This is a genomic window from Halogranum amylolyticum, from assembly GCF_900110465.1.
GTDB classification, from domain to species: Archaea; Halobacteriota; Halobacteria; order Halobacteriales; family Haloferacaceae; genus Halogranum; species Halogranum amylolyticum.
This window is the reverse complement of sequence record NZ_FODV01000015.1, coordinates 80,033-92,857: the sequence shown is the minus strand read 5'-3', so window position 1 is coordinate 92,857 and position 12,825 is coordinate 80,033. Positions and strand designations below refer to the sequence as shown.

Annotated in this window: 11 protein-coding genes and 1 tRNA gene; 6 read left to right on the top strand and 6 right to left on the bottom strand. The window is 56.2% G+C overall.

What is annotated here, in order from left to right:
* Positions 1-602: 602 nt before the first annotated feature.
* The 3 genes from BSG17_RS19435 to BSG17_RS19425 form a co-directional block, all read right to left on the bottom strand.
* Positions 603-1,031, bottom strand: a complete 429-nt coding sequence (locus tag BSG17_RS19435) for a type II toxin-antitoxin system VapC family toxin (RefSeq protein WP_089827061.1) — start codon at positions 1,029-1,031, stop codon at positions 603-605.
* Positions 1,028-1,303, bottom strand: a complete 276-nt coding sequence (locus BSG17_RS19430; RefSeq protein WP_170864878.1) for a hypothetical protein — start codon at positions 1,301-1,303, stop codon at positions 1,028-1,030. The genes BSG17_RS19435 and BSG17_RS19430 overlap by 4 nt, the downstream gene beginning before the upstream one ends.
* An 841-nt stretch (positions 1,304-2,144) precedes the next feature.
* Positions 2,145-2,594 (bottom strand): VOC family protein, encoded by a 450-nt coding sequence (locus BSG17_RS19425; protein ID WP_089827057.1) that lies wholly within the window; start codon positions 2,592-2,594, stop codon positions 2,145-2,147.
* A gap of 418 nt (positions 2,595-3,012) precedes the next feature.
* On the opposite strand from BSG17_RS19425, the gene BSG17_RS19420 reads away from it, so the two are divergent.
* Positions 3,013-4,011: an IS110 family RNA-guided transposase gene (locus tag BSG17_RS19420; RefSeq protein WP_089827076.1), complete on the top strand. Its 999-nt coding sequence runs from the start codon at positions 3,013-3,015 to the stop codon at positions 4,009-4,011.
* Positions 4,012-4,306: 295 nt separating this feature from the next.
* Here the strand turns inward: BSG17_RS19420 and BSG17_RS19415 are convergent.
* A tRNA-Arg gene (locus tag BSG17_RS19415) sits at positions 4,307-4,395 on the bottom strand.
* A 947-nt stretch (positions 4,396-5,342) separates the two neighbouring features.
* Here BSG17_RS19415 and BSG17_RS19410 point away from each other — a divergent pair.
* The 5 genes from BSG17_RS19410 (at position 5,343) to BSG17_RS19390 (ending at position 11,654) form a co-directional block, all read left to right on the top strand.
* Positions 5,343-6,479: a DUF1214 domain-containing protein gene (locus tag BSG17_RS19410; protein ID WP_089827055.1), complete on the top strand. Its 1,137-nt coding sequence runs from the start codon at positions 5,343-5,345 to the stop codon at positions 6,477-6,479.
* 94 nt (positions 6,480-6,573) lie between these two features.
* Positions 6,574-8,100 carry a DUF1254 domain-containing protein gene (locus BSG17_RS19405; RefSeq protein WP_089827053.1) on the top strand — a complete coding sequence of 509 codons (1,527 nt, stop codon included), beginning with the start codon at positions 6,574-6,576 and terminating at the stop codon, positions 8,098-8,100.
* Positions 8,101-8,200: 100 nt separating this feature from the next.
* Entirely contained in the window at positions 8,201-9,355 is a 1,155-nt protein-coding gene (locus BSG17_RS19400) for a DUF1214 domain-containing protein (RefSeq protein ID WP_089827051.1), read from the top strand.
* A gap of 28 nt (positions 9,356-9,383) precedes the next feature.
* A complete protein-coding gene (locus BSG17_RS19395) occupies positions 9,384-10,508 on the top strand; it encodes an HAD family hydrolase (RefSeq protein ID WP_089827049.1) in 1,125 nt (374 codons plus the stop codon).
* A 9-nt stretch (positions 10,509-10,517) separates the two neighbouring features.
* Positions 10,518-11,654 (top strand): DUF1214 domain-containing protein, encoded by a 1,137-nt coding sequence (locus tag BSG17_RS19390; protein ID WP_089827047.1) that lies wholly within the window; start codon positions 10,518-10,520, stop codon positions 11,652-11,654.
* A gap of 333 nt (positions 11,655-11,987) precedes the next feature.
* Here the strand turns inward: BSG17_RS19390 and BSG17_RS19380 are convergent, their stop codons facing one another.
* Positions 11,988-12,503, bottom strand: coding sequence for a hypothetical protein (locus BSG17_RS19380; protein ID WP_089827043.1), 516 nt, complete (start codon positions 12,501-12,503; stop codon positions 11,988-11,990).
* Complete coding sequence (locus BSG17_RS27205; protein WP_170864877.1) at positions 12,455-12,619, bottom strand: hypothetical protein; 165 nt, start codon at positions 12,617-12,619, stop codon at positions 12,455-12,457. Before BSG17_RS27205 ends, BSG17_RS19380 begins: the two co-directional genes overlap by 49 nt.
* Positions 12,620-12,825 lie beyond the last annotated feature (206 nt).

The following is a 12,825-nucleotide window of genomic DNA, read 5'->3' as shown; positions in this document are numbered from 1 at the left end:
AAGGGAACCTGAGGGACGCCGGTCCGGCGTCCCTCAGTGGCCGGGTGGAGCCAGCGTGAGCGACAGCTATCGCAGAGCTCGTACCGACCGCCTACCGGGTGTGGAGGTCTCAATCACCACGTCGTCTAGTGGTTTCTCGCCATTGAAGAACGAGAGAAGCGAGATCGTCCGAACAACTTTATCGCCAGCGGTGGTTAGTTGAGCCAGCAGAATTTCCATAGGTGAACTCAGAGCGCAAGTCGGTCAAACTGCCCTTTGTCTCTGCGGAAGCTATTTTCCAATTCTAGAGTAATCGTCCAGTATGAATTGGTCTCGCGTTCTCCAGGGATTCGGTGGTCTCAGTCTCCTTCTCGGTTGTATCGCGGTCTGGTACGCATTCCAGCGTCAGCTGTGTTCTGGAGGTGGAGAGTGCGCTCCGAATATCGTGTATCTCATTCCCGGGGTTCTTGCCGTTCTTCTTGGGGTCAGTTTAGCTGTGTTTGCCTATCGACGCGGTCTGGCGAAGAATGCGATTCAAATCTGGTAGACACACTCTGTCTGTTCCATGCGTGTTCTGGCAGCTTCAGCAGGATTTACGTGTGACACTCCAGGCGAGTCACCACTTAGTATCCTGGTTCGATACGGTCTACGAGGCCATCGAAATCTGTGTCGAAGCTCAGCACAGCATCGATACCACGCGACTCACACAGAGCGACTATCGTCGCGTCAGTGAAGCTGAGGTCGTGGTCGTCGTATCGCCGAAACGTTTCTAGCGACGTCCGAACGTCGTCCGGTTCGACGTGAATCATCTCGAAGACACGAGGGAAGGAGTCTTCGCCGAGAATGCGACTAGCGACGGTGTCCGCAGCCTCGAACGAACCTGTTCGAGCGCGCGTGAGGGTCACGGTCTCGTCGAAAACGTAGTCGTTCGTGTACGGCTGTCCGTATTCCCCGTCAAGCAACTCGTCGAATGTACTGATGGCCTGGTCGTGCCGATCCGCATCCGTATCGTGGTGCGCAAAGAACACGCCAGTATCGACGAAGACACTCATCCGTACAGCACGTCGTCGATGTCTTCTTCGCTCGTCGAGACTCCGGACGAGACCATCCCATCGTGAAACTTCTCGCGCTCGGATTCGGCGAGGGGAACTCGTTTCTCTCGGAACGAGTCAATAAGATCTGCCTTGGACTCGATAGCGTGCTCAACGAGCCGTGCGAGGATTTTCTGTTGCGTCACTCGCTTGCCTGTCTTCAACCGAATCTCGGCCTGTAACCGTTCGAGCCGAGACTTAGTGTCGTCGTCCATTTTCACTGACGTGGCCATACTCTTTAGTAGAACATACTACTGGGTAAAGTTTGCTACCGGACCCCCTGTGTAACCAAAGTCTGCTGAACTCACCCTCTGAGTGTTGCACGCCGCTACTGACAGTGACTGGAGAGGTCTCTGTGGGTGTGCTGAATAGAGCGCGCAAGTCGGCCACGGCACTATCGCTGAAACGGGCCGAGAAGTATCGCTAATTACAGACTACTACTGACTGCACCCTTCGAAATCTGATTCGGACGGCATATCCCTGAATCGCCCATCCGTCCCAACGCGAACGGTCACTGAGTAGCAATCACCACCCTTCGTTGGATACGTTCTCGCTATCGAATCTTCCCCTCCATCGAGAGTAGCCGAAACGGTGTATTTTCTGAGTCCAGTCGGCAGCCCATCTTCAGGAGTAATGATGGGCTGCTCCTCGTTCGATGGCGGTATCTCTTTGCTCGTGGTGTAGAGCGTCTCGCCTGAAGACTGAACCTGTACTCGAACTGTATGACCCTTATCGTCCATATTCAACAGGACAATCTCTCCGATACGGGTTTGAGAGCGCTGGAAGGGGGAGGTACAACCTGCGACAGTGAGTAGGCAGGAACTCAAACCGGTGAGGAAAGCACGACGAGAGGGGGACACAACTTCGAAAAAAAAGTGCCGATTTTGAAAATACTTCTGATGGTGACGAAGCGAGCGAACACCGACTTGCTGAACTCACCCTCTGAGTCTTGCACGTACTTTCTGACAGCGGCTGGGTAGCTTCCTGCGGGCATGCTGAACTCAGGGCGCATAGTCAGCAGGAAGAATCAGACTCCTGGAGGTCACTTGGGTCAGTAAGCGCAGGCCAGCGCCGCTATAGGTTCAATTCGTCGAACGCCTGTCCGGGTGGTCGGGGTTTTGCGTTCAGTTCCCACTCAACGTCGTACCTGTCAAGAAAGACCCGGTGGTGGGGAGCGTTCTCCTCTACGTTGCACCCGAGGGCGTCGGCACGTTCAGTAATTGTGTCAAATGCTCTCTCATCAACGGCCAGTGCGATGTGGTCGAGTCGGCCAGTTCCCTGTTGGCCTGATGCACCGGCGACTGCGAGGTAAAACCCATCGCGCCCAAGGAACGACATATACGGTGTGACTCCTTTTTGAAGAGCTTCGTTCCAAGAGACGTCGTCTGGTACGGTTCCACGTTCACCATCGAACGCTGCCTCGCGGAATAGTATCCCAAGATCGAACAGTTCTTTGTAGTATGATTCACCGTCCGGAACGTCGTCAACAAGCAGAACGAGGTGATGGACACCGTTGACGTGCATACATACGGATAGTCGGCAAAACGTATAGGTATCTGGTCTAAATTACCTGTCCCGACTGTCCTATCTTGAAAAATACGTCTCTCTCAGCCGATTCACCGATATTTCGAGGAAGAAAAAGAGTCAGTCCGTGCTGACTATACCCTCTGTCTGTTGCACGTCGCTTCTGACAGTGTTCGGTGAGGTTTCTGTGGCCGTGCTGACTCGATGGAAATTCTGCTACCCATAGAGAGCGTGAACAAAGTATGGGGCGCAAGAGACCGAGCTGAGTTCCGTGCCCGAGAGCACGTCGTGCTGACTGGTCCGAGTGCGTAGGAAGCCGAGACTTGGGCGAGACAGCCCGGATGCCGCTCGGCGGCATCCGGGAAAGCCCGTATAGGTGAATTTCTGTTCACGCACCGGCGTGCCGGAGGAACAAACCATGTACCTCGGAATCGACTTACACAAGCGGTACGCGCAAGTGGCAGTAATCGATCAGGCTGGTGAGCTTGTCGAAGAGGTTCGCGTCAAAAACGCGAACCTCGACGACCTCGCCCAGCGTTACGCTGGAGCCACAGCAGCGATTGAAGCAACCAGCAATTACTACCACGTCCATGATACTCTTTCAGAGTACTTGGACGTGGTTGTCGCTAACCCTGGGAAACTGAAGCTCATCGCTCACTCAGACAAGAAAACCGACCGCGTTGATGCGAAACAGCTCGCGCGGTTGGTTCGGCTCAACTCCATCCCCGAGAGTTATGTTCCTACCGATGAGGTTCGGAAAGCCCGCGCACTCGTGCGCGGGCGACAGAAGTTGGTCGAAAACCGAACCAGCTACGCGAACAAAGTTCACGGGTTGCTTTCTGAGCACGGTATCACTGAAGACGTGAAACCGCTGAGTGTGGAGGGACGAGAGTTCCTGCGGGAACTCTCGCTCCCGGCACCGTGGAACTCGTTGTTAGACTCTTACGTGACGATAATCGAGACGCTCACCGCTGAAATCGAGTCGCTCGAACTTGAGATCGAGGAACGCGCTGGGTCTCTGAAGGAGACCCAGCTGCTGATGACGATTCCTGGTGTCAGTTACTACTCAGCGTTGACGATCTACGCTGAACTCGGCGAGATCGAGCGGTTCGACGGGGACAAACAAGTCGTGAGTTACGTGGGATTGAACCCGGTGATCCGCGAGTCTGGCGACTCGCGGTTCGAGGGTGGCATCTCAAAACGAGGATCAGGACGGGTACGATGGATCCTCGTCCAGTGTACGTACGTCGCAGTTCACACTTGCAACGACGAGTACTTGCGTCGGTTCTACGACCGCTTGGCGAGTCGCAAGAGTTCCAAGAAAGCAATCGTGGCAACCGCGCGGAAGCTACTGGTATCGATTTACCATATGCTTGACCGGGAGGAAGTCTACGATCCACCGGGGGTGAGCACCTGAGAAAGGGAACCTGAGGGACGCCGGTCCGGCGTCCCTCAGTGGCCGGGTGGAGCCAGCGTGAGCGACAGCTATAGCAGAACTCGTTCTGACCGCCTACCGGTTGTGGAAGTCTCAATCACCACGTTGTCTAGTGGTTTCTCGCCGTTAAAGAACGAGAGAAGCGAGATCGTCCGAACAACTTTATCGCCAGCGGTGGTTAGTTGAGCCAGCAGAATTTCCATAGGTGAACTCAGCGCGCGAGTCGGTCACTGAACTTCTTTTCTTACACTAACGAAGTTCAGAAGGGGAAACAGAACGAAAGGGGATGGATTTGAACCATCGTGGCCATCTTTCAGGCCACCCACCGCGATGGTGGGCGCTCTGGCCAGGCTGAGCGACCCTTTCCCGTGGAGTCAACCACAGTTATACTCATTTGCTGGAGCGGTATTATGTATTGTCAGGTTACTACTTTGCTGTAGATACCCTCTATATTCAGCACGTCACTACTGTCAATCTCTGTGGGTTTCAACAAAGCTAGATTAATTGAACCGATTCCTTGCGCTATCGGGTTCGATTCTCGATTACCGATTTATTCGGGGGGAGCGTACAATTTAGTTCAAACTCAGCCCTCTCATCCCGTAGGATAATCCAAATTGTAGGCTCACTACAACCCCGATCGGGAGAATCCATGCTGGCCTCGAGAGTTCCATTGGATTTCCCATCAAGATAGATTTCCAACTGATATGGCTGTCTCTCAAACTCTTTGGGGAATAATACTGTATTCCCCTGTTCAATCTGGAACTGTTCCTCGAAGACTACTTCCCCACCCGGGTTTCTCATTACCAGTGACTGGTTTGTTGCGTTCGCATCCCCATTGAGTATAAGAACAGACATTCTGTCTGGGGCCACACCAGAGCATTCAGAAGCCAGTACCGAAGTTCCGAGTGACAGTTTCAATAGGTTGCGTCTGGTTCTCATTAGAGAGTATTGTATCTCAATTGATGATCAATTGTTGTTATCTTGTTCAGTGCTTATGCAAGTGCTTTCGGGATGGTAAGATAGTGAATTTCTGGCCTGTGGAAATCCTCAATCGCTGATAGCTTGTTGGGGTCGTACTGAATAGAGCGCGCGAATGTTGCATGAGGCGAGAGCCGGGACCGAGAGACAGTAGTTGCTCGGTAGAGCCCTGACACATCACACAATACCGAATCAGAATTTCTCCTCGAAGATTATTGTCTATCCATCATGAAATTCGAAAAAATGTTGACAGCATTTTATCGGTGGGTACGACGTACAAGAGTATCTGTTGGCTGTCGCAGTGTTGTTGTCTGACGTTCAAAAGAGACAGAACCATGAGAAACGAGACCGACGATATGACGACTGAATCGCACGCCGAACTGCTGCGGGCAACCCGACGCACCACGCTTCGCGGAACTGGTCTTGCTGGATTATTCGCGATGGGCGTCGGCGGCGCCAGCGCCCGCCAACACGTCGTGGGCGGGAACGCCTCGCAGACGGACCAGCAGACGTCAGAAAGTGACGAGTCAGTCCCAGTAACCTGGGAGAATTACCCACGGGCTAACTGCCATGCTGTCTTTCAGACAGCCGTCAACCGTGATGGGTTCGGACAGTTCTATCATCTCAGAACTCTTGCTCCCATCGAGGATCAGTTCAGTATCCAGGGAAATCGTGACACACTCTACTCACTCGGGGTCTTCGACTTGACTGAGCCAGTCACCATCACACTACCAGACAGCGGTGACCGATACCGGTCGATGAACGTTCAGAACGAGGACCAATACGTGAAGAAGTACGCCACCGACCCCGGCGAGTACACGATAACACAAGAGCTCACAGGCACTCGGTATGCTGGCGTCGTGGTTCGCACGTTTGTTGATCCGAACGATCCGGCTGATCTGGAGCAGGTCCGGCAGCTCCAAGACGAGATCGTCGTGGAGCAATCGTCGGCTGGCTCGTTCGAGATTCCCAACTGGGATCAGCAATCATACAGACAACTCAACGACGCGCTCATAACAGTCGGACTCACACTAGACGACTTCTCGTACGCGTTTGGTGACGTCGATGAGGTCGACCCCGTGAAATTTTTCATCGCCAGTACGGCAGGGTGGACTGGCGTTCCGGAGCCATCAGAAGCATTAGGCCTCCAACGGACTCCTGCTCAGAACGACGGCACGACGCCATACACACTCACCGTTAAGGACGTCCCCGTCGATGCGTTCTGGTCGGTCACCGTCTACAACAGCGACTGGTATCTCGAGCAGAACGAGTACGACGCGTATTCGATTAACAATGTGACCGCAGAGCGGGCCGATGACGGCAGTGTCACGATCCACTTCGGTGGCGATCCCAATCAGTCGAACTTCCTCTATACACCAGAAGGATGGAACTACATCGTTCGACTCTACCAACCGCGCAAACCAATCATCGACGGGAGCTATCAATTCCCCGAAGCCCAGCCAGTCGAGTGAAGCAAGCACGTGGCTGGCAGCCAGCAGACCAGAATCACACACGCACAGAGCTAGAACAAAGACGAACAATCCACACACAAAGGAGAACTTCAATATGGCACAACTGACGCGTCGCGAGGCGCTGCAAAAAGCAGGAATCGCAGCAGGTGGACTCACACTTGGAGGATCGACAGTGACAGGGACAGTCGCCGCTACTCGAAATCCAACAGGTGGATACAGCGACAAAAAGAATAGCACGGTTGAATCGATTGCAGAAGACGCGTACCTCTACGGCCTCCAGCAGGTCATCTTCTACGAGACGCGCTTCAACTTCACACAGAAGACGGACAGCAATGTCTTCGTGGGTATCAATCGATTTGGCTATCCCAACGATGGCCAACCGATAACATCCGACTTCGAGGCTGTCGTCACTCCGAACGCCACCACCCTGTACGGGATGGGTTTCCTCGACCTCCAGGACGAGCCGGTCGTCATCGAGATGCCCGAAATCACCGACCGGTACTTCTCGCTGCAGATGATGAACCAGTACGGGATCTACCCACTCTACGCCGGGAACCAGTTCAACGGGACTGACGCGCGGTCGTACCTGATCCTGCCGGACGACTACGACGGCGAGATTCCCGGCGACTTCGCCGCAACCGACGTCGTCCAGACAGGGACGAAGAGTCTGTTAACCATCGTCCGGTACGCGCTGCGTGACGCCACGGACGAATCCGAGATCGCTTACGTCAATGACTTGCAGGCGCAGACGACCATCACCCCGCTCAGCGAGTGGCTCGCCAACAATCACTCGGGGGTGCCGCAGTCGGAGCGACCGGTCGTCCCAGGCGACTACGAGACGTTCCCGCGGATGAACGAGCTCACGACTCGACAGGTCGAAACCCAGACCGCAGCGGACTTCTTCACCTTCCTGAGCCTCGTTCTGAACGACCCGAGTTTGTCGCTCATCGACGACTCGCTCAAGGAGTCCGCGATGCTCAATCGGTTGGGACGGGTCGGAATCGGCCCGGGAATGGAGTTTGACTGGTCCGCCCTCGATACCGACGTGCAGACGGCACTAACCACCGGGTTCGAGAACGGGTTCGAACGCGTCAGAGCCACCGGTCAGGAGGGCTTGATCGACATGAATGGCTGGCAAGTCCTCGCGCCGACGGGGGACTTCAGGACCGACTGGTTAAATCGGGCCATCTTGGCCGACTTCGGGTTTGCGGGCCCCGACTCGCTGAAATCGCACGTTGGCGCGTTACGATTCACGGACGCAACCGGCGAGCAACTGGACGGATCGAAGCGGTACACTATCACGTTCGACCTCGATGACCTTCCACCGGTCACCGAGTTCTGGGAGGTCCCGATCTACGACGCGCAGGGCTACTTCGTCGAGAATGAACTCGACCGCTACAGCATTAACAGCTACATGCTCGAAACGGGTCAGTTACACACCGAAGCCAACGAACTCGTCATCTACGTCCAAAACGAGAAACCTGACACTCCCGAGAAGGTGACAAACTGGTTGCCAGCGCCCGAAGGCGGTATGCGCTTCGCAGCCCGGTTCTACGGCCCCCGCTGGTCGGTGGTCGACGGCTCCTACGACATGCCCGAGGTCGTCCCCGCAGAGAAGTGACGGTGGCAAACGTCGTCTTCAACCAGAGAGGTGGCCTGCTGCAGGATCAGTTTTCAGCAGATCGTGCTGACAGACCCCAAATATAAAGAAAACCAGAGTCATGAGCAACGAACCATACAACACGACAGCTGACTCGAACGATAAACTGCTGCGAGCGACCCGCCGCACTGCCCTTCGCGGGGTGAGTCTCGCCGGATTGCTTGCAATGGGTGGTGGCGGCGTCTCTGCCAGCCAAAACTCCCCGAAGGCGAACACTCGCCAAAATGAGACCGAGACGTCAGAAGATGACGAGTCGATCCCTGTGACGTGGGAGAACGTCGTCCGCGCCCAGACAGATTCCTACTTCGAATCCCACGTCGAAAACGAAGGATTGGGTGCATTCAAGCACTACCGAGATTTCCCACCCATCGAGGAGCAGCAAACCCAACCCAAGGCACCAATTGCTGACGCACTGTACTCGTGGGGTATATTTGATCTCACTGAGCCGCTTACCATCACGAAACCAGACACGGAGGGTCGATACCAGTCGATAGTGATTACCAACCAAGACCAGTACGTGAAAGGAGTTCTCTACGATCCTGGCGAGTACACGTTGACGCAGAACGAGGTCGGAACGCGGTACGTCAGTGCGCTCATGCGCACGTTTGTGGACCGGAACAATCCAGACGATGTGAATGAAGTCCATAGACTCCAGGACGCAACGACGGTCAGTCAACAATCGTCAGGCACGTTCGAAATTCCCACCTGGGAGCAGGAATCGCTCGAAGAACTCCACGAAGCACTCGTCATAGTCGGGGGAACGATGGACGACTTAGCAGGCGTCTATGGCGACGTCGGCGAGGTTGACCCCGTCAAGCACTACATCGGTTCCGTGGCGTTCGGCCCGGGTGGACTTCCCGAACCGTCGGAGGCGTTACTCGTGATGCGGTATCCCGAACAGAACGACGGGGAAACGCCGTACACACTCACCATTGAGGAGCCGGATAGTGTTCCCGTCGACGGATTCTGGTCGGTCACCGCCTACGACAATAACTGGTTTCTCGTGGAGAACGAGTACGAGGCGTACTCGGTCAGCAACGTGACTGCAGAACAGAGCGATGATGGCAGCGTCACGATCCACTTCGGTGGCGATCCCGACCAGCCGAACTTCATCTATACGCCAGAGGGATGGCAATACATCGTCCGGCTCTATCGGCCACGCGAAGCGATTCTCGACGGGGGCTATCAGTTCCCCGACGCCCAGCCAGTCGAGTGACAAAATAAGAGAAAGAGAACCAATAGCCATGAGCAACGAGACACACGATACGGCAACGGACTCGGAGTCCAAACCGCTATGGACAACTCGGAGAACCGCACTTCGCGGCACGGGTCTCGTAGGGTTGTTGGCACTGGGGGTGGGCAGCGCCACGGCCCAACGACCTGCTGCAAGTACGAGCGCCTACCAGAAGCAGAAAGAGACCGATAACCCGCTTTCATCCTGGAACGACGGCAGGACCAAGCAGGCAATACATACGTTCGTAGAGAAGGTGACAACGCCAGACTCCCCCGACTTCGTGCCGCCCGCCGAGCGCATAGCCGTGTTCGACAATGACGGTACACTGTGGATCGAGCGTCCAATGTATGTCCAGCTCGCTTTTACAGTGGATCGAATACGAGAGCTGGCACCCCAGCACCCGGAATGGGAGAACGAACAGCCCTACGAGGCAGCGCTGGACAACGACCTCGAGGCGCTGGCGGCGTTGGGTCAGAAAGAGCTGGTCGAACTGCTCGCTGCCACGCACGCCGGCATGACCACCGACGAGTTCGAGGCGATCGTGACTGACTGGCTGGAGACGGCGCGCGATCCGCGTTTCGACCGGCACTATACCGAGCTCGCCTATCAGCCAATGCTGGAGCTACTCTCGTTCCTACGGGCAAACGAGTTCAAGACCTTCATCGTCTCCGGCGGTGGCGTCGAGTTCATGCGACAGATGTCTGAAGCAACATACGGGATTCCGCCGGAGCGGGTGGTCGGCTCGAGCGGGAAGACCCGCTACGAGGTCCGGGACGGCGAGCCGGTGCTGGTGAAGTTACCGGAGGTCGAGTTCGTCAACGACGAGGCCGGCAAACCGGTCGGAATTCACAAGTTCATCGGCAGGCGACCCATCGCGGCGTTCGGCAACTCCGCTGGAGACCGTGAGATGCTCGAGTGGACCGAGGCAGGGGACGGCCCGCGGCTACTCATGCTAGTCGACCACGACGACGCCAAGCGTGAGTACGACTACAGTATGGACGAAGGGCTAGTAGGTGAGGCGCCCGACGAGTCTTCTCAGCCAACGAGGGACGTGGCAACGGAAAGGGGTTGGGTCGTCGCAAGTATGAAAGACGACTGGAAGCACGTCTTCCCCTTCGAGCAAGCAGATAACTGAGCCAGAGCCATGCGCAACGAGACACACGAGACGACGGCTGACGTAGAATCGAACTTCGAACTGCTGCAAACAACTCGCCGAAGCGCACTTCGCGGGGTGGGCCTCGCCGGCTTACTCGCGATGGGCGGCGGCGCCAGCGCTCACGATGCGGCGCCAGAGACACCAGTTCACCGAGCGCAGCAACAGGAGACGGAGAACGAGGACTCGGTTCCAGTCGATTACACGAACTATGTCCGCGCACAGACAGACAGGTACTTCGAGAGCTATGCCGAATTGGGTGGATTCGGCGTGTTCTATCACTATCGAACACCGGTCCCCGTCGACGAACAGGTCGTCGCAGTAGAGCATCGCGATGTGCTACCCTCGGTCGGAATCTTCGATCTGACCGAACCAGTGACCATCACGAAACCGGACACCGGTGACCGCTACCAGTCACTGCACGTCGTCAATCAGGACGCGTACACGAAGGCCGTCATCTACGAGCCCGGCGAGTACACGCTGACGCGAGAGCAGATGGAGACGCGGTACGTTCAGGTCCGATTCAGGACGTTCGTCGATCCGACCGATCAGGGAGATATAGAGAGAGTCCAGGAACTACAGGACAGGATCACGGTGAGTCAATCATCCTCGGGAACGCTAGCGCTTCCCGATTGGGAGCAGGACTCACTCGACGTGATCACCGAGGCGCTTAAAACAATCGCGAATACGCGGAGTAGAATGCCAGAGTACTCGTTCGGCGACGAAGGCGGGGTCGATCCTGTTCAGTTTTTCATCGGCTCCGGGATCTGGGGCGCGCTGCCAGCGTCTGAGAATTTCTTCTTCTATGAATCCCCGCCGCAAAACGATGGCGACACGCCGTACACGCTTACCTTCGAGGACGTCCCCGCCGACGCGTTCTGGGACATCAGCGTCTACAATAACGACCTGTACTTCGAGGAGAATCAGTACGATGCGTACTCGCTCAACAGTGAGAACGCAAAGCGGAACGTCGACGGCAGCGTCACGATCCACTTCGGTGGCGACCCCAACCAACCGAACTTCCTCTATACGCCAGCGGGCTGGGTCTACTACGTCCGGCTCTACAAACCGCACGACGAGGTCCTCTATGGCTTCTATCAGTTCCCCAAAGCTGAGCCAGTCGAGTGACAACGAACGAGAAGCAATCCCATAAGAAACGAGACACACGAGACGACAGTTGACGCAGAATCGGACTTCGAACCACTACGAGCAACCCGACAAATCGCACTTCGCGGAACGGGTCTCGCCGGATTACTCGCGATGGGCGTCGGCAACGCCAGTTCCCGCCAACGAACTGCATCTACACGCCGGAGGGATGGAACTACACGGTCTGGCTCTACCAACCGCGTGAGCCGATTCTCACTGGGAGTTATCAGCTCCCCGAAGCCCAACCGATCGAGTGATCCGTGCGCACAGATTGTCTTGGCGCTTCTGGCGACTGAATCGTCGATCAAATCGGGATCACCTCCGAGTTGCGTCGTGACTCCGTAGTTCTTTGAGGTCTTGGTGGAAGACGAGCACAGGAAGCACGACGAATGCGATAGAGACGACAAGAAACGGAACGAGATCATCTCGGAGGTCTTGGACGATGGCGAGGTCGAACCCTTCCGCGATGAGGTGGGCGACGACTCCACCCACAAGAATGACCACGACCAGTCCCCAGACGACCGTAATTGCAAGCCCGATCGTGGCGACACGTCGAAGCATCTGATTCGCCTCGAGGAAGACCAAGACTCCGGCGAGAACCAGCGTGACGCCGAGTCCCCAGATGCTCCCGAGGACGACAACGTTCACGAACGACAGCGTCAGTGCGCCCGCAGCGGCACTAAATGCTGTGACCAGGAGCGCGGCGAAGAGAACGAACGCACCGAGGACGGCGTGAGCGAGAAGCCGGAAGCTACGAGTTCTGAGAACGGGGCCGGTCGTCGTCAGGGCGATGCCGGTGAGGACTCCTGCGTCGAGACGACGACGAGACACACTGGGCTCCCCGAAAGCCACGTCCCGGCGAAGACGCCGACGGTGATTACGGCGACGATGGTAACCGCCCATGGGAGCGGAATGTGGACGCGTCTTCGGAGAGCATCGAGCGTCATCGATCAACGACGCTCCTCGGCGGCAACCGTCGCCGTTCGTATCTGTGTCGTGCTTGTCTGTTCATCGCTCGTCCACCTCATTCTGACCCGCCGGGCGTGTCTCGCGGAGATCCCAGCGAAAGACGATGCTCGGAAGCGTCACCAAGACGACGAGGAAGACCCAGCCGGAAACCTCGCCTGCCGTGACGTCAGACCCGATGTTTAAC

Bases quoted from the DNA above. Each gene is read 5' to 3' on its own strand.
- BSG17_RS19435 (WP_089827061.1), bottom strand. From the start codon at position 1,031: ATGAGTGTCTTCGTCGATACTGGCGTGTTCTTTGCGCACCACGATACG.
- BSG17_RS19425 (WP_089827057.1), bottom strand. From the start codon at position 2,594: ATGCACGTCAACGGTGTCCATCACCTCGTTCTGCTTGTTGACGACGTT.
- BSG17_RS19410 (WP_089827055.1), top strand. From the start codon at position 5,343: ATGAGAAACGAGACCGACGATATGACGACTGAATCGCACGCCGAACTG.
- BSG17_RS19400 (WP_089827051.1), top strand. From the start codon at position 8,201: ATGAGCAACGAACCATACAACACGACAGCTGACTCGAACGATAAACTG.
- BSG17_RS27205 (WP_170864877.1), bottom strand. From the start codon at position 12,619: ATGACGCTCGATGCTCTCCGAAGACGCGTCCACATTCCGCTCCCATGG.
- BSG17_RS19390 (WP_089827047.1), top strand. From the start codon at position 10,518: ATGCGCAACGAGACACACGAGACGACGGCTGACGTAGAATCGAACTTC.
- BSG17_RS19405 (WP_089827053.1), top strand. From the start codon at position 6,574: ATGGCACAACTGACGCGTCGCGAGGCGCTGCAAAAAGCAGGAATCGCA.
- BSG17_RS19430 (WP_170864878.1), bottom strand. From the start codon at position 1,303: ATGGCCACGTCAGTGAAAATGGACGACGACACTAAGTCTCGGCTCGAA.
- BSG17_RS19420 (WP_089827076.1), top strand. From the start codon at position 3,013: ATGTACCTCGGAATCGACTTACACAAGCGGTACGCGCAAGTGGCAGTA.
- BSG17_RS19395 (WP_089827049.1), top strand. From the start codon at position 9,384: ATGAGCAACGAGACACACGATACGGCAACGGACTCGGAGTCCAAACCG.